At 61.5% G+C, this 26747-nt stretch carries 24 protein-coding genes; 19 read left to right on the top strand and 5 right to left on the bottom strand.

Annotation, left to right across the window (positions count from 1 at the left end):
- Positions 1-94: 94 nt before the first annotated feature.
- Genes ccoN through ccoP form a run of 4 tightly spaced genes read left to right on the top strand, consistent with a single transcriptional unit; the run spans position 95 to position 3494 of the window.
- Positions 95-1717 carry a cytochrome-c oxidase, cbb3-type subunit I gene (gene ccoN, locus LH464_RS00670; RefSeq protein WP_226784420.1) on the top strand — a complete coding sequence of 541 codons (1623 nt, stop codon included), beginning with the start codon at positions 95-97 and terminating at the stop codon, positions 1715-1717.
- A 14-nt stretch (positions 1718-1731) separates the two neighbouring features.
- Positions 1732-2463: a cytochrome-c oxidase, cbb3-type subunit II gene (ccoO, locus tag LH464_RS00665; protein ID WP_226784419.1), complete on the top strand. Its 732-nt coding sequence runs from the start codon at positions 1732-1734 to the stop codon at positions 2461-2463.
- A gap of 11 nt (positions 2464-2474) precedes the next feature.
- Entirely contained in the window at positions 2475-2627 is a 153-nt protein-coding gene (locus LH464_RS00660; RefSeq protein ID WP_226784418.1) for a cbb3-type cytochrome c oxidase subunit 3, read from the top strand.
- Between the two features lie 3 nt (positions 2628-2630).
- Positions 2631-3494: a cytochrome-c oxidase, cbb3-type subunit III gene (ccoP, locus tag LH464_RS00655; protein ID WP_226784417.1), complete on the top strand. Its 864-nt coding sequence runs from the start codon at positions 2631-2633 to the stop codon at positions 3492-3494.
- 54 nt (positions 3495-3548) lie between these two features.
- On the opposite strand, the gene LH464_RS00650 is transcribed toward ccoP, so the two are convergent.
- Together LH464_RS00650 and LH464_RS00645 are read right to left on the bottom strand one after the other, a co-directional pair.
- Positions 3549-3905 (bottom strand): VOC family protein, encoded by a 357-nt coding sequence (locus tag LH464_RS00650; protein WP_226784416.1) that lies wholly within the window; start codon positions 3903-3905, stop codon positions 3549-3551.
- Positions 3895-4323 carry an SRPBCC family protein gene (locus LH464_RS00645; RefSeq protein ID WP_226784415.1) on the bottom strand — a complete coding sequence of 143 codons (429 nt, stop codon included), beginning with the start codon at positions 4321-4323 and terminating at the stop codon, positions 3895-3897. Before LH464_RS00645 ends, LH464_RS00650 begins: the two co-directional genes overlap by 11 nt.
- 146 nt (positions 4324-4469) lie before the next feature.
- Here LH464_RS00645 and ccoG point away from each other — a divergent pair, with 146 nt between their 5' ends.
- The 5 genes from ccoG to gndA all read left to right on the top strand — a co-directional run bounded on the left by ccoG (position 4470) and on the right by gndA (position 10480).
- Entirely contained in the window at positions 4470-6023 is a 1554-nt protein-coding gene (ccoG, locus tag LH464_RS00640) for a cytochrome c oxidase accessory protein CcoG (RefSeq protein ID WP_390624894.1), read from the top strand.
- Entirely contained in the window at positions 6020-6514 is a 495-nt protein-coding gene (locus tag LH464_RS00635; RefSeq protein WP_226784413.1) for a FixH family protein, read from the top strand. Before ccoG ends, LH464_RS00635 begins: the two co-directional genes overlap by 4 nt.
- The gene (locus tag LH464_RS00630; protein ID WP_226784412.1) at positions 6511-8805 is read left to right on the top strand and encodes a cation-translocating P-type ATPase; all 2295 of its coding nucleotides are present in this window, start codon (positions 6511-6513) and stop codon (positions 8803-8805) included. Before LH464_RS00635 ends, LH464_RS00630 begins: the two co-directional genes overlap by 4 nt.
- Positions 8802-8957 carry a cbb3-type cytochrome oxidase assembly protein CcoS gene (gene ccoS / locus LH464_RS00625; protein ID WP_226784411.1) on the top strand — a complete coding sequence of 52 codons (156 nt, stop codon included), beginning with the start codon at positions 8802-8804 and terminating at the stop codon, positions 8955-8957. The genes LH464_RS00630 and ccoS overlap by 4 nt, the downstream gene beginning before the upstream one ends.
- A gap of 92 nt (positions 8958-9049) precedes the next feature.
- Positions 9050-10480 (top strand): NADP-dependent phosphogluconate dehydrogenase, encoded by a 1431-nt coding sequence (gene gndA / locus LH464_RS00620; RefSeq protein ID WP_226784410.1) that lies wholly within the window; start codon positions 9050-9052, stop codon positions 10478-10480.
- Positions 10481-10559: 79 nt separating this feature from the next.
- Here gndA and LH464_RS00615 read toward each other — a convergent pair whose 3' ends face one another.
- Positions 10560-11612 carry a LacI family transcriptional regulator gene (locus LH464_RS00615; protein WP_226784409.1) on the bottom strand — a complete coding sequence of 351 codons (1053 nt, stop codon included), beginning with the start codon at positions 11610-11612 and terminating at the stop codon, positions 10560-10562.
- A gap of 405 nt (positions 11613-12017) precedes the next feature.
- On the opposite strand from LH464_RS00615, the gene LH464_RS00610 reads away from it, so the two are divergent.
- The 10 genes from LH464_RS00610 to LH464_RS00565 all read left to right on the top strand — a co-directional run bounded on the left by LH464_RS00610 (position 12018) and on the right by LH464_RS00565 (position 24375).
- Complete coding sequence (locus tag LH464_RS00610; protein WP_226784408.1) at positions 12018-13253, top strand: ABC transporter substrate-binding protein; 1236 nt, start codon at positions 12018-12020, stop codon at positions 13251-13253.
- 133 nt (positions 13254-13386) lie between these two features.
- Positions 13387-14289 (top strand): carbohydrate ABC transporter permease, encoded by a 903-nt coding sequence (locus LH464_RS00605; RefSeq protein WP_226784407.1) that lies wholly within the window; start codon positions 13387-13389, stop codon positions 14287-14289.
- Complete coding sequence (locus LH464_RS00600) at positions 14282-15238, top strand: carbohydrate ABC transporter permease (protein ID WP_226784406.1); 957 nt, start codon at positions 14282-14284, stop codon at positions 15236-15238. The genes LH464_RS00605 and LH464_RS00600 overlap by 8 nt, the downstream gene beginning before the upstream one ends.
- 8 nt (positions 15239-15246) lie before the next feature.
- Positions 15247-16335, top strand: coding sequence for an ABC transporter ATP-binding protein (locus tag LH464_RS00595; protein WP_226784405.1), 1089 nt, complete (start codon positions 15247-15249; stop codon positions 16333-16335).
- A gap of 227 nt (positions 16336-16562) precedes the next feature.
- The gene (locus LH464_RS00590; protein WP_226784404.1) at positions 16563-19022 is read left to right on the top strand and encodes a beta-mannosidase; all 2460 of its coding nucleotides are present in this window, start codon (positions 16563-16565) and stop codon (positions 19020-19022) included.
- A 44-nt stretch (positions 19023-19066) separates the two neighbouring features.
- A complete protein-coding gene (locus LH464_RS00585; protein ID WP_226784403.1) occupies positions 19067-19828 on the top strand; it encodes a sugar phosphate isomerase/epimerase family protein in 762 nt (253 codons plus the stop codon).
- Between the two features lie 24 nt (positions 19829-19852).
- Positions 19853-20986, top strand: a complete 1134-nt coding sequence (locus LH464_RS00580; protein WP_226784402.1) for a Gfo/Idh/MocA family protein — start codon at positions 19853-19855, stop codon at positions 20984-20986.
- A 65-nt stretch (positions 20987-21051) separates the two neighbouring features.
- Positions 21052-22095 (top strand): L-glyceraldehyde 3-phosphate reductase, encoded by a 1044-nt coding sequence (gene mgrA / locus LH464_RS00575; RefSeq protein WP_226784401.1) that lies wholly within the window; start codon positions 21052-21054, stop codon positions 22093-22095.
- Positions 22096-22276: 181 nt separating this feature from the next.
- On the top strand, positions 22277-23887 hold the full coding sequence (locus LH464_RS00570; protein WP_226784400.1) for a glycoside hydrolase family 43 protein: 1611 nt from the start codon (positions 22277-22279) through the stop codon (positions 23885-23887).
- A 125-nt stretch (positions 23888-24012) separates the two neighbouring features.
- Positions 24013-24375 (top strand): RcnB family protein, encoded by a 363-nt coding sequence (locus LH464_RS00565; RefSeq protein ID WP_226784399.1) that lies wholly within the window; start codon positions 24013-24015, stop codon positions 24373-24375.
- Positions 24376-24449: 74 nt separating this feature from the next.
- On the opposite strand, the gene LH464_RS00560 is transcribed toward LH464_RS00565, so the two are convergent.
- Both LH464_RS00560 and znuA read right to left on the bottom strand, forming a co-directional pair.
- Positions 24450-25649 (bottom strand): GTP-binding protein, encoded by a 1200-nt coding sequence (locus tag LH464_RS00560; protein ID WP_226784398.1) that lies wholly within the window; start codon positions 25647-25649, stop codon positions 24450-24452.
- A gap of 84 nt (positions 25650-25733) precedes the next feature.
- Positions 25734-26741, bottom strand: coding sequence for a zinc ABC transporter substrate-binding protein ZnuA (znuA, locus tag LH464_RS00555; RefSeq protein ID WP_390624891.1), 1008 nt, complete (start codon positions 26739-26741; stop codon positions 25734-25736).
- Positions 26742-26747: the final 6 nt, after the last annotated feature.

Here is a 26747-nt window from a genome sequence, read left to right as displayed (position 1 = left end):
ATTCTCCTGACAATCACGGGCATGTTCTGGGGCGGATTCGTTTCGACTTGGGCAGGAACGCGAAATGAATCAAGCCGTTGGGGGATGTCCAACAATGAATTATACCTTTGAAACCATCGCTTTAGTGGTCGGTGCCTTTCTGGCGCTGCTCGCAGTGGCGTTCACCCATGACAGCCTTTTCGCTGCGCATATGTGGGTTCTTTTCTTCGTCCTTCTGGCGAGCTCGATCGTCATGCTGCGGCGCGTCAGTTTTGCGCCGGTTACTGCCGCCCAGAAAGCGGCGCAGCAAACGGAATATTTCGACGAAGTCATCAGATACGGTGTCATCGCCACCGTATTCTGGGGCGTGGTCGGGTTTCTGGTCGGCGTCGTCATTGCCCTGCAGATGGCCTTTCCGGACCTCAACGTCGAGCCGTGGTTCAATTTCGGTCGCGTCCGCCCGCTGCATACCTCCGCGGTCATCTTCGCGTTCTGCGGTAACGGCCTGATTGCAACGTCCTTCTACGTTGTGCAGCGGACCTGTCGCGCGCGGCTGTTCGGTGGAAACCTCGGCTGGTTCGTCTTCTGGGGCTACAACCTCTTCATCATCATGGCGGCGACCGGCTATCTTCTCGGCATCACGCAGTCGCGTGAATATGCGGAACCGGAATGGTACGTCGACATCTGGCTGACCATCGTCTGGGTTGCCTACCTCGTGGTCTTCCTCGGCACCGTGCTGCGACGCAAGGAGCCGCATATATTTGTGGCCAACTGGTTCTACCTGTCGTTCATCATCACCGTTGCGATGCTGCACGTGGTCAACAACCTGGCATTCCCCGTCTCGCTTCTGGGAACCAAGAGCTACTCTGCATTTTCCGGTGTCCAGGACGCGGTGACGCAGTGGTGGTACGGGCACAATGCCGTCGCCTTCTTCCTCACCATCCCGTTCCTGGCGATGATGTACTACTTCGTCCCTAAGCAGGCCAATCGCCCGATCTACAGCTACCGGCTGTCGATCGTTCACTTCTGGTCGATCATCTTCCTCTACATCTGGGCCGGTCCTCACCACCTGCATTACACCGCGCTGCCGGACTGGGCGCAGACGCTCGGCATGGTCTTCTCTATCATGCTCTGGATGCCCTCGTGGGGCGGCATGATCAACGGCCTGATGACGCTCTCGGGCGCATGGGACAAGATCCGCACCGATCCCATCATCCGCCTGATGGTCGTCGCCATCGCCTTCTATGGCATGGCGACTTTCGAAGGCCCGCTGATGTCCGTGAAGGCGGTAAACTCTCTGTCGCACTACACGGACTGGACCATCGGTCACGTCCACGCCGGCGCGCTCGGCTGGAACGGCATGATCACCTTCGCTGCCGTCTACTACCTTGCGCCGAAGCTGTGGAACCGTCAGCGGCTCTACTCGATCCGCATGGTCAACTGGCACTTCTGGCTCGCAACGCTCGGCATCGTTCTCTACGCCGCCGCAATGTGGGTCGCCGGTATCCAGCAGGGCCTGATGTGGCGCGAATACGACGATCAGGGCTTCCTGGTCTACTCCTTCGCCGAAACGGTCCTTGCCATGTTCCCGTACTACGTCATCCGCTCGGTCGGCGGGGCGCTGTATCTCACGGGTGCTTTTGTCATGGCCTACAACGTCTACATGACGGTCAAGGGCAAGTTGCGCGAGGAAAGCCCTCTCTCCCGTGCGACCCCCGCACTCCAGCCAGCTGAATAAGGGCAGGTGAACCGATGTCTGTTCTCAATAAACACGCAATCCTCGAAAAGAACGCGACGCTGCTTCTTGTCTCCTCGCTCGTCGTGGTGACGATCGGTGGCATCGTCGAGATCGCTCCCCTCTTCTGGCTCGATAATACGATCGAAAAGGTAGAGGGCATGCGGCCATACTCGCCGCTCGAACTGGCCGGCCGTGACATCTACATCCGCGAAGGCTGCTACACCTGCCACAGCCAGATGATCCGTCCGTTCCGTGACGAGGTCGAGCGCTATGGCCACTACAGCCTTGCAGCGGAATCGATGTACGACCATTCGTTCCAATGGGGCTCGAAGCGAACGGGGCCTGACCTTGCTCGCGTCGGGGATCGCTACTCCAACGAATGGCACGTCCAGCACCTGAACGACCCACGCTCGGTCGTTCCTGAATCCATCATGCCACGCTACTCGTTCCTCGCGACGGCACCCTTGAACATCACTGACATCACCATGAACCTGAAAGCCAACCGGGCAGTGGGCGTCCCATACACCGACGAGATGCTCGACAATGCTGTCGCCGATCTCAAGGCCCAGGCCGATCCCAACGCGGATACGTCCGGCGTCGAGGCTCGCTACCCCAAGGCCAAGGTCGGTGACTTTGACGGCAATCCCGCATCGCTGACGGAGATGGACGCCCTCGTGGCCTATCTGCAGATGCTCGGAACGCTGGTCGATTTCTCGACCTATGACGCTACCACCGGCTATCGTTGAGGAGCCCAAGCATGGAAACTTACACCGCTATGCGGCAATTCGCCGACAGTTGGGCCTTGCTCGGCATGGTCCTGTTCTTCCTCGGCGCCATCATCTTTGTCTTTCGTCCCAGTGCCAAGCATCTGGCAGACGAAGCTGCGCGAATCCCTCTGAAGGAGGATTGATCCATGGCCGAGAAACACATTGACGAACTCAGTGGTGTCGAGACCACGGGCCATGAATGGGATGGCATTCGCGAACTGAACAACCCTATGCCGAGATGGTGGCTTTGGACCTTCTACGGCACGATCGTCTGGGGCATCGCCTACATGATCCTCTATCCGGCGTGGCCGATGGTGAACGAGGCGACCAAGGGCGTGCTCGGCTATTCAAGCCGCGCCGAACTGGCTGGAGAGATGGAGAGTGCAAGGCTTGCCCAGGGTGGCATCATGGAGAAAATCTCCAAGGTCTCGCTTGAGGAGATTCTGGCGGATCCGCAGCTGGCCCAGTTCGCCACGGCCGGCGGCGCATCGGCGTTCCGCGTCAACTGCGTCCAGTGCCACGGTACGGGCGCGGTGGGCAGCCAGGGCTATCCGAACCTCAACGATGACGAATGGCTGTGGGGCGGCGATATCAACGCGATCTACCAGACGATCGCGCACGGCGTTCGCGACACCGTGGATGCCGATACGCGGATCTCCGACATGCCCGCTTTCATGGACATCCTGCAACCGGAAGAGGTCCGTCAGGTTGCTGCCTATGTCGTCAGCCTCAGCGGCACGCCGCGGGATGCTTCGATGATCGAGCCGGGCAAGCAGCTCTACGCGGATAATTGCGCGTCCTGCCATGGCGAGAGTGCCGAAGGCAACCGTGATCTCGGTGCGCCGAACCTTGCTGACGCCATCTGGCTGAAGGCGGAGGGTGAAGCAGAGATCGCCCGTCAGATCCAGGCTCCCAAGCATGGCGTCATGCCGGCCTGGAATGCCCGTCTCAGCAGCGAAACGGTCAAGCAGCTTGCCGTCTACGTGCATTCGCTGGGTGGGGGCGAGTAGGCCTGCTCGATCTCTAATCCAGAGAAGGGCCGCGCTCATGGCGCGGCCCTTCGTTTATTTATCCGACCAGACGCCGAGTTCGTATCCTTCCGGGTCGACGAAGTGGAACCGCCGTCCGCCGGGAAACGGGAAGATCGGGCGAGAGATGTGCCCGCCGGCCTTCTCCACGCTGGCACGGATATCGTCGAGATCATCCGCGAACAGGATGACCAGAGCGCCTCCCTTGGAAGTCACCGTATGGCTCCTGGCGAATCCCCCTGTCAGCCGTCCGTCCTGGAACTCGCAGTAGTCCGGTCCGTAGTCAGTGAACGTCCAGCCGAATGCGTCGCCATAAAAGGCCTTTGCTCGCTCGATATCCTGTACGTTGAGCTCGACATAGTCGATTTTCCTGTCCGCGCCCTTAGTGCCCACCGGCTTGCTCCTTCTGGGTCGTCTCCATCAATGTCTTCAGCGTCTGCAAATCATGCTGCACGGCTTTGGCATCGGCCTGGAATGCCGCAACGTCCATGTCCGGCTGGCGCAGAAGCGTGAACATGACCTCGGCGCCATCGCCATTCGGCACGATCCGGAGCGAATTGTGGACCACGGTTCCATTCGGCAGGGCCACCTCGTGGTCGATCACGCCGAAGATGTTCGGCGGGACAAATCGCACGCGAACATTACCCACCGGCCCGCCGTCGGCGATCCATTCGTCGCCGTCCCGCGTCAGGCCGGAAGCAAGGCCTGCAGCCCACTGCGGCATGCTCTCGGGGCGGTGCGCAAAATCGTACACGATGCGCCATGGCACATCGATCGACACGTGAATTATCTTCACTTCTGTTGTGGGCAACTTGCACTCCGGACTGTGAGCCTGCGACAATGAGCGCGGCAAGACTTCTCCGCAGCTTGATTTATGTCAAGGATGCGTGGGGCTTCCGATGGGACAAGCGGGTAAAGAAGTGGAACTGCGCCATGAACCTTTACACTGCCGAACACCTGAATGTCGACGCAAGTGGGCAGGATTCCGATTCGGCTGATGAGGGTAGTGCGCGCGGGGCGCTTTACGAATCGCGCAGGAAGATCTTCCCGAAACGTGCCGAAGGTCGCTTCCGGCGCTTCAAGTGGCTGGTGATGCTGATCACGCTCGGCATCTACTACCTGACGCCGTGGATTCGCTGGGACCGTGGACCCTATGCGCCCGATCAGGCCGTGCTGGTCGATCTCGCCAATCGCCGTTTCTACTTTTTCTTCATCGAAATCTGGCCGCAGGAATTCTTCTATGTTGCCGGCCTCCTCGTCATGGCGGGCTTCGGTCTCTTCCTGGTGACATCGGCAGTCGGTCGCGCCTGGTGCGGATATACCTGTCCGCAGACGGTCTGGGTGGATCTGTTTCTGCTCGTGGAAGGCTGGATCGAGGGGGATCGCAATGCCCGCATGAAGCTCGATGCCGGTCCCTGGACGTTCGATAAGATCCGCAAGCGCGTCTTCAAGCACGCGATCTGGATGGCTATCTCGGTCTCGACGGGTGGTGCGTGGATCTTTTATTTCGCCGATGCTCCGACGCTTGCCTATGATGTCGTCGTCGGCAACGCGGCCCTTGTCGCCTATTCGACCATCGCCGTGCTGGCGTCGATCACCTACGTGTTCGGCGGGCTTTTGCGCGAGCAGGTCTGCATCTACATGTGTCCGTGGCCGCGCATTCAGGCGGCGATGCTTGATGATGATTCCCTGGTCGTCACCTACAACGACTGGCGGGGCGAGCCCCGCAACCGTCACGCCAAGAAGCTGGCGGCGGCCGGCGAGCCTGTCGGCGACTGCGTCGATTGCAACGCCTGTGTGGCGGTCTGCCCGATGGGTATCGACATTCGCGACGGCCAGCAGCTTGCCTGCATAACCTGCGCGCTGTGCATCGATGCCTGCGACAGCGTCATGGACAAGATCGGCAAGCCGCGCGGCCTGATCGCCTATGCGACGTTGAACGAGTACCAATCCAACATGGAACTGGCGACGGATAACGGCACGACGCGGATCAACCCGAAAAAGGTGCGCGATGCCGACGGCAGTTTCGTCGATCAGGTCCGCCACTTCGATTGGCGCATCATTTTTCGCGCCCGCACGCTGCTCTACATGGGCGTCTGGTCCGCGGTTGGGGTCGCCATGCTGATCGCGCTTCTCAACCGCGACCGGCTGGAGGTGAATGTCCTCCATGACCGGAACCCGCAGTATGTCCTGGAGTCGGACGGGTCGATCCGTAACGGCTACACGATCCGGCTCCTGAACATGATCCCCGAGCCACGGACGATCCTGTTGTCGCTGGACGGCCTGCCGGATGCGACGATGAAGATCAACGGCCTCTCAAGCGACGATGGTCGCCTGTTCGCCGTCTCTGTGGATCCCGACAAGGCTACCACCTTGAAGGTCTTCGTCACCGTGCCCGCCCGCGCGCTGCCGGATGGCAACGAGAGCTTCAGCTTCATCGCCGAAGACCGTTCGAGCCATGAGCACGATCGCTACAACGCAACGTTCAATAGTCCCGAGGGAAAGAAATGAGCACCACGCCCCGCAAGGAATTCGTATTCACCGGTTGGCACATGCTGGGCGCCATGACGCTGTTCTTCGGGGTCATCGTCTCCGTCAACTTCTACATGGCTTGGCAGGCGACCCAGACCTGGAGCGGGTTGGTGGTCAAGAACACCTACATCGCCAGCCAGGAATTCAACGGCAAGGTGGCGGAAGCCAAGGCGCTTGCAGCGTCAGGCGTCGTCGGCAAGCTGAGCATGGATGGATCGGACATCCGCTATGAGATCTCGCACCCGACAGAGGGATCCATCGAAGCGGATACGGTCACTCTCAAGTTCAAGCGTCCGGTGGGCGAGGAGCAGGATTTCGAGCTGACCCTGGAACCGATGGCCATCGGTGTTTTTGCCGCACGTCACGACGTTGCGCCTGGCACCTGGATCGTGGAGGCCGACGCGGTGTCGGGCGGCCAGCGGATACTTTACGATACCGAGCGCGTCACGGTCGACGGAGCAGCACGATGACTGTCTGCTGTGCGCCTGGCACCGAGGGGGCTGTCGAACTTGACCGGTTGAGGCATGCGCTGCCGTCTACCGAGGAACTGATCTTGTCCAGCCGCACCATCCAACCCGGCTTGCGACAGACCGATCTCGGTGTGCCGGGTGTCTATTGCGGCGCCTGCATCAGCACGATCGAGAAGGCGCTTCACGCGTTTGCGGAGGTAGAGAGGGCGCGCGTCAACCTGTCAACCAAGCGCGTATCCATCGTCTGGAAGGAGCAGGTGGACGGTCGCGTCACCGATCCTGTCGATCTTGTCCGGACGATCGTGAACGCCACGGGCTACGACGCACATCTCTTCACCATGGCGGACGATGCGGGTGACAAGCTGCAGCGCGACCTGATCCGCGCCGTTGCCGTATCCGGGTTCGCCGCCACCAACATCATGCTTCTCTCCGTCTCGGTATGGTCGGGTGCGGATGCTTCGACGAGAGACCTGTTTCACTGGATCTCCGCAATGATAGCCGCCCCGGCGCTCGTCTATGCCGGGCGCTTCTTCTACCAGTCCGCGTGGAATGCAATCAGGCATGGCCGCACCAACATGGATGTGCCGATCGCGCTGGCGATCACGCTCTCCTATGTCGTATCGCTCTGGGAGACGATGCACCATGGGGATCACGCATGGTTCGATGCTACCGTCACGCTGCTGTTCTTCCTGCTGATCGGCCGTACGCTCGATCACGTTATGCGCGACCGCGCTCGTGCGGCAATCAGCGGCCTTGCGCGCCTGTCACCACGCGGTGCCATGGTGATGCTTGAGGACGGCGGGCGCGAATACAGACCGGTCGAGGACATCCGTCCCGGTGACCGTTTGATGATCGCCGCAGGCGAGCGCATTCCGGTCGACGGCGAGGTGGAGAGTGGCAGAAGCGACCTGGACCTGTCGATCGTCAATGGAGAAAGCGCGCCGGTCGGGGTCGGCCCCGGTGGCGCCGTGCAGGGGGGCACGCTCAACCTCACGGGCTCCATGGTGGTTCGCGCGACGGCCGCGGCCAGGGATTCCTTCCTCGCCGAAGTCATTTTGCTGATGGAGGCCGCCGAAGGGGGCAGGGCACGTTACCGGCGGATCGCCGACCGCGCGGCGCAGCTCTATTCGCCGGCCGTTCACCTGCTGGCACTGATCGCATTTTTCTCCTGGGGTATTTTCGGCGGTGACTGGAAGCAGGCCATGCTCGTCGCCGTCGCGGTCCTCATCATCACCTGCCCATGCGCGCTGGGTCTTGCTGTGCCTGTCGTGCAGGTCGTTGCCGCCGGCAGGCTCTTCAGGAACGGCGTGATGGTCAAGGATGGTTCGGCCATGGAACGTCTGGCGGAGATCGACACGGTCCTGTTCGACAAGACCGGAACGCTGACGCTCGGTCGCCCGCGGCTGATCAACGCGCAGGAGGTGAAGCCGGCCTATTTCGAAATCGCCGGCGGTCTCGCCGTCCATTCCCGTCATCCGCTTTCGCAGGCGCTCCACGGAAGTGTCCCGGGAGCCGTGACGATGTTTTCCGGGGTTTCCGAATTGCCGGGCCAGGGGTTGGAAGCCCGCACCGAGGAAGGCGTCTATCGCCTGGGCAACCGGGTTTTTGCCTGCGGCAGCGCCGCCGAGACAGGCACGGCTTCCGAGGTTGTCCTGTCGTTGGACGAGAAAGAACTCGCCTGCTTCCGGTTCGAGGATGCCATTCGTCCCGACGCCCAGAATGCGGTCGCGGCCTTGAGCGATGCGGAATTTGCGACCGGCATTCTGTCGGGTGATCGTGCCCCTGTCGTGGAGGCCTTGGCCCGGCGCCTCGATGTCGCCCTGTGGCGTGCGGAGCTTTCTCCTCGCGACAAGGTGGATGCTGTCGAGGAACTTGGTCGAAACCGGAACAGGGTTCTTATGGTGGGTGACGGCATCAACGACGCGCCGGCTCTTGCCGCCGCGCATGTGTCCATAGCGCCCGCCACGGCTGCCGATGTGGGCCGGCAGGCTGCCGATTTCGTGTTCATGCACGACAGCCTGAACGCCGTGCCCTTGGCCATAGAGGTGTCGAAGCGGGCCGGTCGCCTTATCCGCCAGAACTTTGCTCTGGCCATCGGCTACAACGTTTTCGCTGTTCCCATCGCACTGGCCGGCTACGCAACGCCGCTGATCGCCGCTGTCGCCATGTCCACGTCCTCGATCATCGTGGTCGCGAATGCTCTCAGGCTAAACAGCATGGCCAGGACGGAAATCGGCCTTGCACCAATGGGACAGGCTCACACTGTTCCGGCGGAGGCGAAGCTGGCATGAATATTCTCGTCTATTTCATCCCGATTGCGCTTTTTCTGGGTGGTATGGGGTTGCTTGCCTTCCTCTGGTCTTTGAAGAGTGGTCAGTACGAGGATATGGACGGTGCCGCCTGGCGGGCGATCGATGACGACGACGATCGTCCCCCTGTCTGACAAGCTGATATCATTTCAATTTAATCGTTTGAGCCTTGCCGTTTGCTATTCGGGGTGCCAAAACAGCGCCGAATGAAAATGGAGGCACTTCCGTGGAACAGGCAGAAATCGGCCTTATCGGGCTCGGCGTCATGGGTTCGAACCTCTCGCTCAATATCGCCGAGAAAGGCAACCGCATCGCGGTCTTCAACCGCAGCCCCGAGGCAACGCGGAAATTCTACGCAGAGGCTGGTGACCTGCAGGGGCAGATCATTCCCTGCGAAACGCTGGAGCAGTTCGTCGCTTCGATCCGCCCGCCACGGCCGATCATCATCATGATCAAGGCCGGTGAGCCGGTCGACCAGCAGATGGAAGCGCTGAAGCCCTATCTGTCCGCAGGCGACATCATGATCGACGCCGGCAATGCCAATTTCCGCGACACGATGCGCCGCTTCGACAATCTCAAGGACAGCGGGCTGACCTTCATCGGCATGGGCGTGTCCGGCGGTGAAGAAGGTGCACGCCATGGTCCGTCGATCATGGTCGGCGGCAAGGAAGAGAGCTGGAAGCGCGTCGAGAAGGTGCTGACCTCCATTTCCGCAAAATTCAACGACGATCCTTGCGTTGCCTGGCTCGGCGAGAACGGCGCGGGTCACTTCGTGAAAACGATCCACAACGGCATCGAATATGCCGACATGCAGATGATCGCCGAAATCTACGGCATCCTGCGTGACGGTCTTGGCATGAGCGCCTCCGAGATCGGTGAGGTGTTCGGCAAGTGGAATACCGGCCGTCTCAACTCCTACCTGACCGAAATCAGCGAAAAGGTGCTCAAGGCGACGGATCCCGTTTCCGGCAAGCCGATGGTCGACATGATCGTCGACCGCGCCGGCCAGAAGGGTACCGGCAAGTGGTCGGTCATCGAAGCCCAGAACATGGGCGTCGCCGCCACTGCCATCGAAGCAGCCGTTGCCGGCCGCATCCTGTCGTCGCAGAAGCCTGAGCGCGAAGCCGCCGAGAAGATCCTCGGTGTTCCGGTTCTGGCGGAGGCTCCCAAGGATCGCGCTGCCTTCCTCGCAGACCTCGAAAACGCGCTTCTCGCCGCCAAGATCGGGGCCTATGCCCAGGGCTTTGCCGTGATGTCCGCGGCTTCGACGGAATACAACTGGAACCTGCCGATGCCGACGATCGCGCGGATCTGGCGTGCCGGCTGCATCATCCGTTCGCAGTTCCTCGACGAGATCACCTCGGCCTTCACGAAGGACCCGGATGTCGCAAACCTGATTGTCACGCCTGCCTTCTCGCAGATGGTGAAGGAGACGGACGGCGCCCTGCGCCGCGTCGTATCCTATGCAGTCCTGTCGGGTCTGCCGGTTCCGGCGCTTTCGTCGGCACTATCCTACTTCGACGCCTATCGTCGCGGTCGTGGTACGGCAAACCTCATCCAGGCACAGCGCGATTTCTTCGGCGCCCACGGCTTCGAGCGTGTGGACGGGGTGGATCGCCCGCACGGCCCATGGGGCAGCGGCCTCAATCAGAGCTGAATGCAACAATGCTAATAAAAAACCCGCCCTTGTGGCGGGTTTTTTATGTGAAGCTTCAGCAATTCAAACTTGGCGCGTATCAGTCCGTCGGTCCCATGGAGGACCAGGCGGGCTGGCTGATGCTCTGCAACAGTTCCGGGGCCACGCCGTCTATCCGCGCGATCACGGCCTTTGCGAGTTCCCGGCCCGACAGCCGCACATCCTCGTTCATCGTATGGATTTCAGGACGGATCCAGTTGAGGAAATCGGCCGACTGCTTGGAGACAAGATCGACGTCCAGTCCGAGCTTCTTGCCGGCCGCCTCGATGCCGGCCACCAGCGCGATGGTCGAGCTTCCGCTGATCGAAATGATGCCATCAGGCGCATTTGCGGAACCCATCATCCTTTCCGCATAGGTTCGGATGTCGCCGAGCGGCGTCTCCGTACTGATCCGCCCCAGGGCAACCTCGGTGGCGCCGAAATCTGAAAGGCCGCGTTCGAATCCGGTGCGGCTGTGCAGGTAGAAGGAGAGGGTGGCCGGCGGTGGCAGAAGGGCGATACGCCGACGGCCCTTGGCGGCGAGCTTTTCAACCGCCTGATAGGTAAACGCCTCGTTGTCGAAGTCGTGGAACGGGTGGTCGATCCCCATGTCGGTTCGGCCATGGGTCGCAAACGGCATGTTGCGCTCGCTCATCAGCCGGACCCGCGGATCGTCCGGCGTCACCCTGGAGATGATCACGCCGTCGGCAGAACCGGTATCCAGGATGTAGCGGACCGGCACCATCGGGTCTTTCTGGTGCGAATGCGGGGTTAGCACGAGGTGGTATTGGGTGCCTGCCAGTACTTCGGAAATGCCGAACACCATCTGGCTGGTGAAGCCCATCAGCTCTTCCTCGATGCTGAGGACCAGCGCGATGACATTGGTCTTGCCCGTTCTGAGGCGCACGCCGGCACGGTTTGGCTGATAGCCGAGCTGGTTGGCGACCAGCCGGACGCGCTCCTTGGTGTCCGCGCCGATATCCGGCGCGTCCTTCAGGGCACGTGAGACCGTGGTGATCCCGAGCCCGGTCATGTAGGCGATCGTCTTGAGCGTTGGCCGCTCCCGGGCTGCCTGAGGCAGCTTGGACATCTTGTTCGTGTTGCTTTCGTCCATTCCCTGCCGCCACCCGAATCCGGCTTGGACTATAGAAGTCTTTGCCGCGCCTGGATACGGATGCCTCCTCCGTGCATCGGCACCACTGAGTGTTCAACCTGAAACGATACAGGAAGAATGTCGAGTGAAATCTCGAAGTCCATCGATCAACCCTGTCTTGCAGGTTGCATAACGCAACTGCGGGATGATTTTGTGCGTCTGCGAAGATACAAGACTAAAGTTCATATTAAATATTCAATTAAAACAGTAGTGTTGCCCGCCTGATGCCCGTTTTGCTGGCTTTCGGAAAATCGCTCATGGGTTGTATTTGAGTGAATCCAAAATTTTTTATATCTCGACCGGTTGCCTCCTCGGCAGGTTTGACATAGCTTTTTACTGTAACGTTTCAGTGAGGGAGGAGACTCAATGAATATTCGTGCAATAGCGACCGCTCTGGCGGCGACTGTCGTGTTGCCGATCGGGGCGGCACAGGCTGCGGACCTCGAGGTGACGCATTGGTGGACGTCGGGCGGCGAGGCTGCCGCGGTCTCCGAGTTCGCCAAGGCCTTCGATGCTTCCGGCAACAAGTGGGTGGATGGTGCGATCGCCGGTGGCGGCAGCACGGCACGCCCGATCATGATCAGCCGCATCACCGGTGGTGACCCGATGGCGGCGACGCAGTTCAACCATGGCCGTCAGGCACAGGAACTGGTCGAGGCCGGGCTGATGCGCGACCTGACCGCAGTTGCCGAGAAGGGCAACTGGAAGGACGTCATCAAGCCGGCGAGCCTCCTGGACAGCTGCACCATCGACGGCAAGATCTATTGCGTGCCTGTCAATATCCACTCGTGGCAGTGGCTATGGCTTTCGAACGCAGCCTTCGAGAAGGCCGGCGTTGCCGTTCCGACGAACTGGGATGAATTCGTTGCAGCCGGGCCGAAGCTGAAGGAAGCCGGCATCCAGCCGCTCGCGCTCGGTGGCCAGGCATGGCAGGCGAACGGCCTGTTCGACACGCTGCTGCTCGCGCTTGGCGGCAAGGATCTGCACGAGGCCGTCTACGTCAACAAGAACGGCGAAGCGGCTGCCGGCCCGGACGTCGCCAAGATTTTCGCGGCGGCAGCCCAGGCCCGTGAATTGTCGATCGGTACGAACGTTCAGGACTGGAACCAGGCGACCAACATGGTGATCACGGCCAAGGCTGGCGGTCAGGTGATGGGTGACTGGGCGCAGGGCGAGTTCCAGATCGCCGGCATGCAGGCGGGCAAGGATTACAGCTGCCTGCCCGGGCTCGGCGTGAGCGACTACATCACCACCGGTGGCGATGCGTTCTATTTCCCCGTTCTCGATGACGAGGAAAGATCCAAGGCGCAGGATACGTTGGCCGAAATCCTCGTGGCGCCGGAAACCCAGGTGGCGTTCAACCTCAAGAAGGGCTCGCTGCCGATCCGCGGCGACGTGGACCTCGCGTCGGTCAACGACTGCATGCAGAAGGGCCTGGACATCGTCTCCAAGGGCAATGCGCTGACCAGCACCGACCAGCTGCTTTCCGCCGACACGCAGAAGCAGAAGGAGGACCTGATGACCGAGTTCTTCGCCAGCACGTCGATGACGCCCGAGGCAGCTCAGGAACGCTTCGCGGAGATCATCTCCTCGGCCGACTGATCCCAAGCGACCGCCAACCGGCCGGCGTTCCGTTGTGAACGTCGGCCGGATTGACCCGCGCCGTCGCAACGTATGGCCGTGAGCACGGACTTCCGTGCCCGTTGCCGCCGTCGCGTTCGAGGAGGACTTCCTGATGACAGGTCATGCACCTGCCAAACGACCAAACCAGCTCTTTCGCAATCTGAATTCCAAGATTGCATCCATCCCGATGATCCTTGTGGCCGTGGGGATTTTCCTGGGCGGCTCTCTCTGGACCGTCGTCTATTCCTTCACCAATTCGAAGCTCCTACCGCGCGCCACTTTCGTGGGCTTCGACCAGTACGAGCGGCTGTGGGCGTCGTCGCGCTGGATCATCTCGATCCAGAATCTCGCCATCTACGGCATCCTGTCGCTGATCTTCAGCCTGGTGATCGGCTTCGTTCTTGCGGCCCTGATGGACCAGAAGATCCGCTTCGAGAACACGTTCCGAACCATTTTCCTTTATCCCTTCGCGCTGTCCTTCATCGTTACCGGCCTCGTCTGGCAGTGGATCCTCAATCCCGAGTTCGGCGTGCAGGGCATCGTTCGCTCGCTCGGCTGGACAAGCTTCCAGTTCGATCCGCTCTACGACGCCAGCATCGTCATCTACGGCATCCTGATTGCCGGTCTCTGGCAGGGAACGGGGTTGGTGATGTGCCTGATGCTGGCCGGCCTGCGCGGCATCGACGAGGACATCTGGAAGGCCGCCCGCGTCGACGGCATCCCCATGTGGAAGACCTATATCTTCATCGTCATCCCGATGATGCGGCCGGTCTTCATCACCACGCTCGTCATCATCGCGAGCGGCATCGTCAAGGTCTACGACCTCGTGGTGGCGCAGACCAGCGGTGGGCCGGGCAACGCGTCTGAAGTGCCGGCAAAGTATGTCTATGACTACATGTTCCAGGCCCAGAACCTGGGTCAGGGCTTCGCGGCATCGACGATGATGCTGCTCACCGTCGCCATCATCGTCATTCCCTGGGCCTATCTCGAATTCGGAGGCAAGAAGCGTGGCTAACATCTCCAGCCTCAATGCCCCGGTCACCGGCCTCGATGCGGTCTCTGATCGGATCGCGGACCAGGTCGCCACCGGGCCGCGTGGCCGCAAGCCGAAGCGCGTCATGTCCGCACGCAACATCATGCTCTACGGCACGCTGGCAGTCGCCGCGCTCTACTATCTTCTGCCCCTTTACGTGATGGTCGTCACCTCGCTCAAGGGCATGCCGGAAGTGCGCATGGGCAACATCTTCTCGCCGCCCATGGAAATCACCTTCGAGCCCTGGGTGAAGGCGTGGGCGCAGGCCTGCACCGGGCTGAATTGCGATGGTCTGTCGCGCGGCTTCTGGAACTCGGTCCGCATCCTCATTCCTTCGGTCGTTGTGTCCATCGCGGTCGCATCGGTCAGCGGCTACGCCCTGGCGAACTGGCGCTTCAAGGGATCGGAACTGTTCTTCTCGATCCTCATCATTGGCGCCTTCATTCCCTATCAGGTGATGATCTATCCGGTGGTGATCGCGCTTCGTGAACTGGGCGTCTACGGCACCCTTACCGGGCTGGTGATCGTCCACACGATCTTCGGCATGCCGATCCTGACGCTGCTCTTCCGGAACTATTTTACCTCGCTTCCGGTCGAGCTCTTCAAGGCGGCCCGCATCGACGGAGCCGGTTTCTGGCAAATCTACTTCCGCATCATGCTGCCGATGGCGCTGCCGATCTTCGTGGTCGCCATGATCCTGCAGGTCACCGGTATCTGGAACGACTTCCTGTTCGGTGTCGTCTTCACCCGCCCTGACACCTATCCGATGACGGTTCAGCTCAACAACATCGTCAATTCGGTCCAGGGCGTGAAGGAATACAACGTCAACATGGCCGCGACGCTTCTGACGGGTGCCATTCCCCTCGTCGTCTATTTCATCTCCGGCCGATTGTTTGTCCGCGGCATCGCCGCAGGCGCAGTGAAGGGGTAACTCGATCCATGAACAATAGCGTATCCATCCGGGACCTCTCGCTCTCCTTCGGCGCGGTGAATGTGCTGGAGAACCTCAACCTCGATATTCGCGATGGCGAGTTCCTCGTCCTGCTCGGTTCGTCCGGCTGCGGAAAATCGACGCTGCTCAACTGCATCGCCGGACTGCTTGAACCGACGGACGGACAGATCTTCATCAAGGAGCGCAACGTCACCTGGGAAGAGCCGAAGGATCGCGGCATAGGAATGGTGTTCCAGTCCTATGCGCTCTATCCGCAGATGACGGTGGAGAAGAACCTGTCTTTCGGCCTGCGCGTGGCGAAGGTTCCGAAGGAGGACATCAACCGGCGCATCGCGCGGGCTGCCGATATCCTGCAGATCCAGCCGCTGCTCAATCGCAAGCCGGCCGAGCTTTCCGGCGGGCAGCGGCAGCGTGTGGCGATCGGGCGCGCGCTGGTGCGCGACGTGGACGTGTTCCTGTTCGACGAGCCGCTCTCCAACCTCGACGCCAAGCTGCGCTCCGAACTGCGTGTCGAGATCAAGCGGCTGCACCATTCACTGAAGAACACGATGATCTACGTCACCCACGACCAGATCGAGGCGCTGACGCTTGCCGACCGTATCGCCATCATGAAGAGCGGCGTCATCCAGCAGCTCGACGATCCGATGACGATCTATAACCGCCCGCGGAACCTGTTCGTCGCCAGCTTCATCGGTTCGCCCTCCATGAATTTCCTGCGCGGCGAGCTGGCGGAGGAGGGCGGTCGCCCGGTGTTCAGGACGCATGGCGTCACCTTCTCCCTCGACGGCTACGAGACCGCGGGTCCGCTGAACGCCGGCCGCAAGGTCGTGCTTGGTGTCCGCCCCGAGCACGTCCGTGTGGATGGCCATCTGTCAGGCGGCGAAGTGCATGATGCGGTCGTCGACATCGAGGAGCCGATGGGAGCCGACAATCTCCTCTGGCTCAAGCATGCCGGCCACACCATGTCCGTGCGCATCGGCGGCGCGAAACGGTTTTCGCCCGGATCGAAGCTTCGCCTCTCGTTCGACATGTCGGTGGCGTCTGTCTTCGATGCCGAAACGGAAGAGCGGATCTGATGGGTCTGAGTGTGCGTATCACCCCCTCTGACCTGCCGGCCATCTCCCCCACAAGGGGGGAGACTAGCTGGGCGCATGATCTCCACCCTCCAGTTGGCGTTCGACTGACGAATCTGGACGGCTGTGGGCGAAAGCCGTGCCGCGAGTCCTCTCCCCCCCTTGTGGGGGAGATGGCCGGCAGGCCAGAGGGGGAGTTTTCTAGACAAACAGCAGTGCAGTTATAGCGCATGAATATCATCGACCTCTCCGGCCCATGGCAGCTCTCCTCCACCGACGGCCAGCACCGAGCCCCCATATCTCTGCCCGGAGACGTGCACACCGCCCTGAAAGTGGCCGGCGTCATTCCTGATCCCTATGTCGGTCGCAACGAGGATGACGTCCGCTGGGTGGCCGATCGGGAATGGGTGATGGAGCGTCGCTTCGTCATTGATGATCCGGATGGAGCCTGGTACCTCGACATCACTTATCTGGACACGGTCGCGATCGTTTTCGTCAACGATGTGCCGGTTCTGTCCGCCGACAACTGCTTCCGCCGCTACCGGCCGGATGTCTCGTCGGCGCTGCAATCGGGCGAGAACACGATCCGCATCCACTTCCATTCCAGTGTCGCGGCCGGCGCCGAACGTCAGGCGCGCCAGCCCTTCTACATCCCCTATTCGACGGGCAACAGCCCGATCCCCAACGGCAACATGCTGCGCAAGCCGCAATGCCATTTCGGTTGGGACTGGAACATCGCGCTTGCGCCGCTCGGGCTCTACGGCGAGATTTCGCTGAAGCGGCTGGATACGGCCCGCATCGAACACATCGTCACCACTCAGCGACATGAGGCGGGGCGGGCCGAATTGCATGTGTCGCTCACGCTTCATGCCGACAACCCGGCGATCGTTCCCGTGCATTTCGACCTCGACGGGGAGCGCGTCCGGCTCGACTGCGGCATCGGCGCCGGTACGACGACGATCCGCCATGTGTTCGAGATTGATGAGCCGAACCTATGGTGGCCGGCCGGCAGCGGCGATCAGCATCTCTATCGTCTCTCTGTCGACATTCCCGGCGAAAGCATCACGCGCCAGATCGGCTTGCGGACCGTGGAACTGATCACCGATCCCGACGAGGCAGGCAGCCGCTTCGGCTTCAGGATCAACGGCCGTGAAACCTTCTGCCGCGGCGCCAACTGGATCCCGTCGGACGCGCTCTTCTCGCTGTCCAGCCGTGAGAAGACGGAGGACCTGCTTCGTTCCGCAGTCGACGCGAACATGAACATGATCCGCATCTGGGGCGGAGGCTTCTATGAGCCCGACTGGTACTACGATCTCTGCGACCGCCTGGGCCTAATGGTCTGGCAGGATTTCCAGTTCGCCTGCAACCTCTATCCCTCGACGCCGGACTTCCTCGACGATGTGGCGGCGGAGGTGAACTATCAGGTCCGCCGGCTGATCTCGCATCCCTCGATCGTCATCTGGTGCGGTGACAATGAACTCGTCGGCGCGCTCAACTGGTTCAAGGAATCTGTCGAGAACCGCGACCGGTATCTCGTCTCCTACGACCGGCTGAACCGCACCATCGAACAGGCGCTCCAGAAGGCGGCGCCCGAGGCGATCTGGTGGCCGTCGAGCCCGGCTTCCGGTTACCTCGACTATGGCGATGCCTGGCACGCGGACGGTTCGGGCGACATGCACTTCTGGTCCGTCTGGCACGAGAACAAGTCGTTCGACAATTACCGTTCGGTCCGTCCGCGCTTCTGCTCGGAGTTCGGCTTCCAGTCCTACACGTCGCTGCCGGTGATCGAGACCTATGCGAGCGCGTTGGACATGAACATCGCCTCGCCGGTGATGGAGCACCACCAGAAGAATGCCGGCGGTAACGAGCGGATCGCGGCGACCATGTTCCGCTACTTCCGCTTCCCGACAGATTTCGCCAATTTCGTCTATCTCAGTCAGGTGCAGCAGGCTCTCGCCATCCGTACCGCTGTCGATTACTGGCGGTCGCTGAAGCCCCATTGCATGGGCACGCTGTATTGGCAGCTCAACGACACCTGGCCCGTCGCCTCCTGGTCCAGCCTCGACTATGGCGGCGGCTGGAAGGTTCTCCACTACGCTGCCCGCCGCTTCTTCCAGCCAGTCGCGGTCGCAGCCATTCCCTCGGAGGACGGTTCGGACATCCGCATCTCGCTCGTCAACGACACGAGGGAGGACGTCACGGTCGACATCAGTCTGTCGCTGGTGACGCTGGACGGACATCGCCAGTCTCTCAAGAGTATCGCGGCTGTCTGCTCGCCGGATGCGGCGGTGACGGCTCTGACCGTTGCCGCATCGGACATCCCGGCAGGCGCCATCCTGTTCTGGAGCTTTACCGCGTCCAACGGCACCGGCGGCGAGGGGCACTATGTCCACGGAACCTACAAGGCTCTCGACCTTCAGCCGCCCGGGCTGGAGTTCTCGGTGTCTCCTGTCGGTGACGGTACCTTCGGCATCAACGTCCGTGCCTCGGGTCTCGCTCTTTACGTGGTGCTGGAGAGCGGGACTGCCGGGCGTTACTCCGACAATGCCTTCGATCTTGCCGCCGGCGAAAGCCGCCGCATTGTCTTCACCCCCTCTGCCACCCCGACGGCGCCTGTCAACGGGGCGCCTGTCTCCGGGGGGCCTGTCTTCCGTATCTACGACCTCTATTCCTGCCAGTCGGCGGGGTGACCTTTTCCATTCAATACGGGCCGTCCGCCCAAGGAGGATGACACATGACGAAACTTGGCTTCCAGCTTTACAGCGCGCGTAATTTCCCGCCGCTCGCCGACACGCTGGCCGCGCTTGCCAAGGCCGGCTATGCGCAGGTCGAGGGCTATGGCGCTCTCTATGCGACGCTCGACGAAAGTTCGCTCAAGACGATGAAGGCCGAGCTTGACGCCAACGGCCTGACCATGCCGACCGGACATTTCGGCCTTGATCTGCTGGAGAAGGAACCGGCCAAGGCGCTGCTGATCGCCAGGACGCTCGGTATCGAGGCGATCTATTGCCCCTATCTTATGCCCGACCAGCGTCCCACCGATGCCGCAGGCTGGTTCGCCTTCGGTCAGCGTCTTCAGGAAGCCGGCAAACGCTACTTGGACGCCGGCTATGCCTTCGGCTGGCACAATCATGATTTCGAGTTTCACGTAACTGGCGACGGCACGACACCGCAGGAGCAGATTTTTGCGGGCGGCCCAGACCTCTCCTGGGAGGCAGATATCGCCTGGGTCATCCGTGGCGGTGCCGATCCGTTCGCCTGGATGGAGCGCTACGGCGACCGGATCACGGCGGTCCACGTCAAGGATATCGCACCGGCCGGCCAGAACACCGATGAGGATGGCTGGGCGGATGTCGGCCACGGCACCGTCGACTGGAAGGGGCTGATGGCGGCACTCCGCAAGACATCCGTCAAACACTTCATCGTCGAGCACGACAACCCGAACGACCTGGAGCGCCTGATCGCCCGCTCGATCGAAGCCTTCAAGACCTTTTGATACAACAGCATTTCGGAGCCCATCATGGCCAAGGAACTCGGCGTCGGCATCATCGGATGCGGCAATATTTCAATCACCTACCTGGCGCTGGCGCCGTTGTTCAAGGGTTTCAAGATACTGGCCTGCGCCGATCTCGACCGCACTGTGGCCGAGCTTCGGGCGGCGGAATACGGCGTCAAGGCGCAGGCGATCGAGGATCTGCTCGCCAATGACGAGCTGGATCTCATCGTCAACCTGACGATCCCCGCGGCGCATTTTACCGTGTCCCGCGCGATCCTTGAGGCCGGCAAGCACGTCTATTCCGAAAAGCCGCTGGTTCTCTCGCTCGAGGAGGGCGAGGAACTGAGGCGGATCGCGACGGAAAGGGGGCTCGCCATCGGCTGCGCACCCGACACCTTCCTTGGCGGTGCCCACCAGCTTGCCCGCAAGTACATAGACGAGGGCGGTATCGGCCGGATCACGTCGGGCACCTGCCACGTGATGAGCCCCGGCATGGAGATGTGGCATCCCAATCCAGGCTTCTTCTTCCTGCCCGGCGGCGGGCCTATCCTCGATCTCGGTCCCTACTACGTGGCAAACCTCATCAACCTGATCGGGCCGGTGCGCCGTGTCGCGGCACTCACCTCCATGGCGAGCCCCACGCGAACGGTTACCAGCGAACCGCTCGCCGGGCAGGTGATCCCCGTCGAGACGCCGACCAATATCCATGCGCTGCTTGAGTTCGTCAGTGGTGCGACGATCACCATGTCCGCGAGCTGGGACGTCTGGTCGCACCGGCACGCCAACATGGAACTATACGGCACCGAGGGTTCCATCTACGTCCCCGATCCGAACTTCTTCGGCGGTCTCGTGGAGGTCGCGGGTCGCGACAAGGACATCAAGCCGCTGCCGGACTGGGATCATCCCTTTGCCAAGGCGAACCAGGAGCATCCGAACGGGCCGCGCGCCAACTACAGGGCTGCAGGCCTCGCCGACATGGCTGTGGCGCTCATCGAGGGGCGTGACCCGCGCTGCTCGCTGGACCGGTCGTTGCACGGCATCGATGTTCTGACCTCTATCCTGAAGTCGGGCGAGGAGGGGAGCTTCGTCAACATGACCACCACCTGCACCCAGCCCCAGCCGCTCGGCATCGATGAGGCGCTGGCACTTCTGCGCTGATCGACTATCAATGCGACGCGGGTTTTCCCAAGCCCGCCTCGTATTCCAAGGACAAGGAGGATGTCATGGTCTGGCAACCGGCGGACGACCGCTACTCGAAGATGAAGTACAACCGTTGCGGCCATTCCGGTCTCAAGCTGCCGGCGCTTTCGCTCGGCCTGTGGCACAATTTCGGCCAAGATACGCCGCACGAGCGCAAGACCGCCATCTGCCGCAAGGCCTTCGATCTCGGCATTACCCATTTCGACCTTGCCAACAATTATGGTCCGCCGCCCGGCAGTGCCGAAACCGCGTTCGGCGAAATCCTGCGCACCGATTTTGCCGGTTACCGCGATGAGCTGATCATCTCGTCCAAGGCCGGCTACAACATGTGGCCGGGTCCCTACGGCGAGTGGGGCAGCCGCAAATACCTGATCTCGTCCTGCGACCAGAGCCTGAAGCGCATGGGCCTCGACTATGTCGACATCTTCTACTCGCACCGTTTCGACCCGGACACACCGCTGGAGGAGACCTGCGGCGCGCTGGACCACATCGTCCGGTCGGGCAGGGCGCTCTATGTGGGCATCTCGTCCTACAATTCGAACCGCACCCGCGAGGCGGCCGCGATCCTGAAGGCGCTTGGCACGCCGGTCCTCATCCACCAGCCGAGCTATTCGATGATCAATCGCTGGATCGAGGAGGACGGACTGCTCGACACGCTGGACGACCTCGGCATCGGCTCCATCGTGTTTTCGCCGCTGGCGCAGGGCATGCTCACCTCGAAATATCTGGGCGGCGTTCCGGAAGGCAGCCGTGCCGCGCAGGGCAAGTCGCTGCGTTCCGAATTCTTGAGCGACGAGAACATAGAGAACCTTCGCGCGCTCAACGCCATTGCCGAAAAGCGCGGACAGACGCTGGCGCAGATGGCAATCGCCTGGGTGCTTCGCGGTGGACGTGTCACGACGGCGCTGATCGGCGCCAGCCGCCCGGAACAGGTGGAGGACTGCGTCAAGGCGCTGGAGAACCCGCAGTTCACGCCGGAGGAACTGGCCGCCATCGACACCCATGCCAAGGAAGGCAACATCAATCTCTGGGCGGCATCCGCCGAGCGCAAGGGACCACAGCGGTAGGCGTTGGCCTCACCGGCGTGTCGAAAGGCCCCTCCCACCCTCCCCACAAGGGGAGGGCTTAACCCGGTGCTTCCGTCCAGGCCCATTGAGGCAGGCAGGCGCCACGGGTTTCTCCCCCTTTGTGGGGGAGATGGCCGGCAGGCCAGAGGGGGCATTGCCAAACGTAATTGGGAGGAAACACATGATCCACAACCCGATCCTGCCGGGTTTCAACCCCGACCCCTCGATCTGCCGCGTCGGCGAGGACTATTACATCGCCACATCCACGTTCGAGTGGTACCCCGGCGTTCAGATCCATCACTCCCGCGATCTTGTGAACTGGACGCTGGTGCACCGCCCGCTGGAGCGTGCGAGCCAGCTCGACATGCGCGGCAATCCCGACAGCTGCGGCATCTGGGCGCCATGCCTTTCATACGCGGACGGGCTGTTCTGGCTCGTCTACACGGATGTCAAACGCTACGACGGCAACTTCAAGGACGCCCATAACTACATCGTCACCTCGCCGACGATCGAGGGCGAGTGGTCGGATCCCGTCTATGTCAATTCCTCCGGCTTCGACCCGTCGCTTTTCCATGACGACGATGGCCGCAAGTGGTTCCTCAACATGCAGTGGAACCATCGCACGGAAAGCTATGGCGGCGCGCCGAAGCATCCGGCCTTCGACGGGATACTCTTCCAGGAATGGGATGCCGAAACGAAATCGCTGAAGGGGCCGATCAGGAACATCTTTCCGGGCAGCCCGCTCGGCCTGGTCGAGGGGCCGCATCTCTTCAAGCGCAACGGCTGGTACTACCTGACCACCGCCGAGGGCGGTACGGGCTACGACCACGCCGTGACCATGGCGAGATCCCGTGCCATCGATGGTCCCTACGAGATGCATCCGAACACGCACCTCATCACCTCCAAGGACGATCCCAAGGCCGTGCTCCAGCGGGCGGGCCACGGCCAGTATGTCGAGACGCCGGATGGGCAGGCCTATCACACCCATCTGTGCGGGCGACCCATGCCGCCGAAACGGCGTTGCACCCTCGGGCGTGAAACGGCACTGCAGAAGTGCATCTGGGAGGACGACTGGCTCTATCTGGCACAGGGTGGAACGGTTCCGGATGTCGACGTGCAGGCACCCGGCAATGCGACACTCACCAGGCGGTCGGACCGCATCGAGACCCACTTTCAGCCGGGGCCGCTGCCCGACGAGTTCCAGTGGCTGCGCACGCCGTATCCGGAGCGGATCTTCAGCCTCACGGAGCGACCCGGGTACCTGCGCCTTCATGGTCGGGAGAGCATCGGATCGTGGTTCGATCAGGCGCTCGTGGCGCGCCGGCAGGAGCATCATTCCTTCCGGGCGGACACCGTCGTCGAGTTTGCTCCCGATACCTATCAGCAGGCGGCGGGGCTGACGCACTACTACAACCGCCACAAGTTCCATGCGCTGGTGGTGACGCTGCACGAAAAGCTGGGGCGTGTCGTGACGATCTTCTCCTGCCCGGGAGATTTCCCGCATGGCCGCATGAGCTTTCCCGTCGCAAGCGGCGTTGCCGTGCCCGAAGGTCCCGTCCATCTGGCAATGGAGATCCGCGAAAACGACCTGCAATTCCTCTGGCGGGCCTCTAAGGAGGTGGAGTGGCAGCCGATCGGCCCTGTTCTGGATGCGAGCGTGATTTCCGATGAGGGTGGCCGAGGCGAGCACGGCTCCTTCACCGGCGCCTTTGCCGGCGTGTTTGCCTTCGATACGTCCGGCAGAGGCCAGCCTGCAGACTTCCAAGGCTTCGTGTACGAGCGCCTCGGTTAATGTTTCTCACTTTAGGAAGACAAGATAAATGCCTGCGTTTATTACGGAAGTTTAATATCAAATTCATCTATCATTCATCGCATCCCACCTATCGTCCTCCTCATGAACAACACGTGGAGAGACCGATGAAAAAGTTCGTTGCCCTTATGCTCGCTGCAACTTTCCTGGCCGCGCCGATGGCGCAGGCACGCGACGATTATCGTGGCAACGACCGCGGCCGGCATTACGACAATCGGGATAACGACCGGGGCCGTCACGCTGACCGGGATGTAAGGCCAGACAGGAAAGCCAACGTGCACAAGCAGCGCTGGAACAAGGGTCACCGCATGTCGTCATCCGAGCGTCGCCACATGCGCGAGGTGCGGGACTATCGCCGTCATCGCCTGTCCGCACCGCCGCGCGGCCATCGCTGGGTCCGGGTAGACAACGACTTCCTGCTGGTCGGCATCACCTCCGGCATCATTGCGAGCATCATCGCCAGCCGGTAATTCTCCTTGGACGCCCGAACCCCGCCCGCCCGAAATGGCGTGGCGGGGTTCGCTGTTTTTGATCGCCGCATTCCTCAGGCGCTGCGTTCCCAGGATGTGAACGGATCGGGCAGCCCGTGCCAGTGCTGCGGTTGAAAGTCGCATTCTTCCACCAGGCACTCGTCCAGCCCTGCCCGTAGTGCCGCTTCGCTCATCGGATCGGCGCCGATGAAGACGATCTCCTGGCGACGGTCACCCCAGGTCGGATCGAGATAGGGCTGCAGCATGCGCAGGAAGTCCTCATCGGCGGGCCACTGTTCTCGGGGCACGGAGGCCCACCAGAGACCGCGCTTTTCGGTCCGCACGATCGCGCCCGCCTGGCTTATCTCTCCGACATGGTGCGGCCGGGTCGCCAGCCAGAAGAAGCCCTTGGCGCGAATGACGCCCGGCCAGGAACGGGCGATGAAGGCCTGGAGTTTCGCCGGATCGAAGGGACGCCGTTCGCGATAGACGAAGCTGCGGATCCCGTATTCCTCGGTCTCGGGCACATGAGACTTGAAGCCGTGGAGTTCCTTGAACCACAGTGGATTGGTCTCGGCTTTCGCAAAGTCGAACAGGCCGGTGCCGAGAATATCAGTGGCGGCCACCTGGCCGAAATCGGCCTCGATGAGCCTGGCATCCGGATTAAGCCCGGCGATGATTTTCCGCGCGGCGTCTCGTTCATCCGCTGAAGCGGCGGATGACTTGTTGAGAATGACGACGTCGGCGAATTCAATCTGCTCGACCAGAAGGTCGACCAGCATTCGACTGTCACCGTCGCCGGCAGATTGTCCGCGTTCCGCAAGGAAATCGGATGATCCGTAATTGTTCAGGAGATTTGCCGCATCGACAACGGTCACCATCGTATCGAGACGCGCCAGGTCGGAAAGGCTTTTCCCGTTCTCGTCGCGAAAGTCGAAGGTCGCGGCGACAGGGAGGGGTTCGGCGATGCCGGTGGATTCGATCAGCAGGTAGTCAAACCGGTTCTGGCCGGCCAGATTGCGCACCTCTGTCAGCAGGTCGTCGCGCAGCGTGCAACAGATGCAGCCATTGGTCATCTCAACCAGTTGCTCCTGCGTTCGCGAGAGCTTGCTGCCTTCGCGAACGAGCGCGGCGTCGATGTTCACCTCGCTCATGTCGTTGACGATGACGGCGACGCGCAGGCCAGCTCGATTGCCAAGGATGTGGTTGAGAAGCGTCGTCTTTCCGGCTCCGAGAAACCCGGAGATGACGGTGACCGGCAATCTGTTATCCATCGTATTTATCCATATGATATAACATTACACTTGATTCAAAATAGAAAGGCGGACAGAGCCCGCCTCGCTTGTAGACTGGTCGGCTCAGGTGTCCTGGCCGAGGCAAATCTTGAGGTTGGTGGCGATCGACTGCATCAGGTCGAAATAGAGTGCCGGTCCCTCCGTGAGGCTCGCGCCTTCCGGATCGAGCGTGCCGGATTTCGCAGGCGTGCCCTCGGTAACGACCTGAATCAGCTTCGGCTCGAACTGCGGTTCGGCGAAGACGCAGGTGGCGCCGAGCTCCTTTACCTTGTCGTGAATTTCGGTCACGCGCTCGGCTCCCGGCATGACTTCGGGGCTCACCGTGATCGAGCCGACGACCCGCACACCGTAATGGCTCTCGAAATACTGATAGGCATCGTGGAAGACGATGAAGGGCTTTTCCTTGATCGGGGCGATTGTCGCGGTGATCTCCTTGTCCAGGACGTCGATCTTGCCGTTCAACGCATCGAGATTTGCTGCGTAGGCAGAGGCGTTGTCCGGATCGGCAGCGGCGAGCGACTTTTCGATAGCTGCCGCCATGGCCTTGGCATTGGCGGGGTCAAGCCAGAGATGGGTATCGAACTCGCCGTGATGATGGTCGTCGTGACCATGGTCGCCGTGGGCGTGCCCTTCATGGTCGTCACCGTCCGCTGCTTCAGCGTGATCATGTGAACCCGCGTGACCGTGATCGTCACCATGATCGTGCGCCTCGAATGCGCCGCCCTCGCGGAACGGCAGCTTCTCCAGGCCTTCGACATCATCGAGCCTGACGACCGTTGCGTCCGATGCCAGCGCCTCCAGCGGCTTTTCAAGGAATGCTTCCATGCCGGGACCCATCCAGAACACGATGTCGGCGCCTTGTACCGCGCGGGCGTTGGAAGGCTTCATCGTGAACGTATGCGGGGAGGCGGCGCCTTCCACGATCAGCGCCGGTTCTCCGACCCCCTGCATGATCGATGCGACCAGCGAGTGGATCGGCTTGATCGATACGACAACATCAGGTGCCGCGTTTGCGGCGGAGGCGCCGAAAAGTGCCGACGTTGCTAGGAGAAGGGCCGCTGGTCTCATCACTGCATC

Origin of the sequence: Pseudorhizobium xiangyangii (assembly GCF_020531965.1) — a bacterium.
Classification (GTDB): Bacteria; Pseudomonadota; Alphaproteobacteria; order Rhizobiales; family Rhizobiaceae; genus Neorhizobium; species Neorhizobium xiangyangii.
Note: the sequence above shows the minus strand (reverse complement) of the source record. Positions and strands in the feature narration are given on the sequence as shown.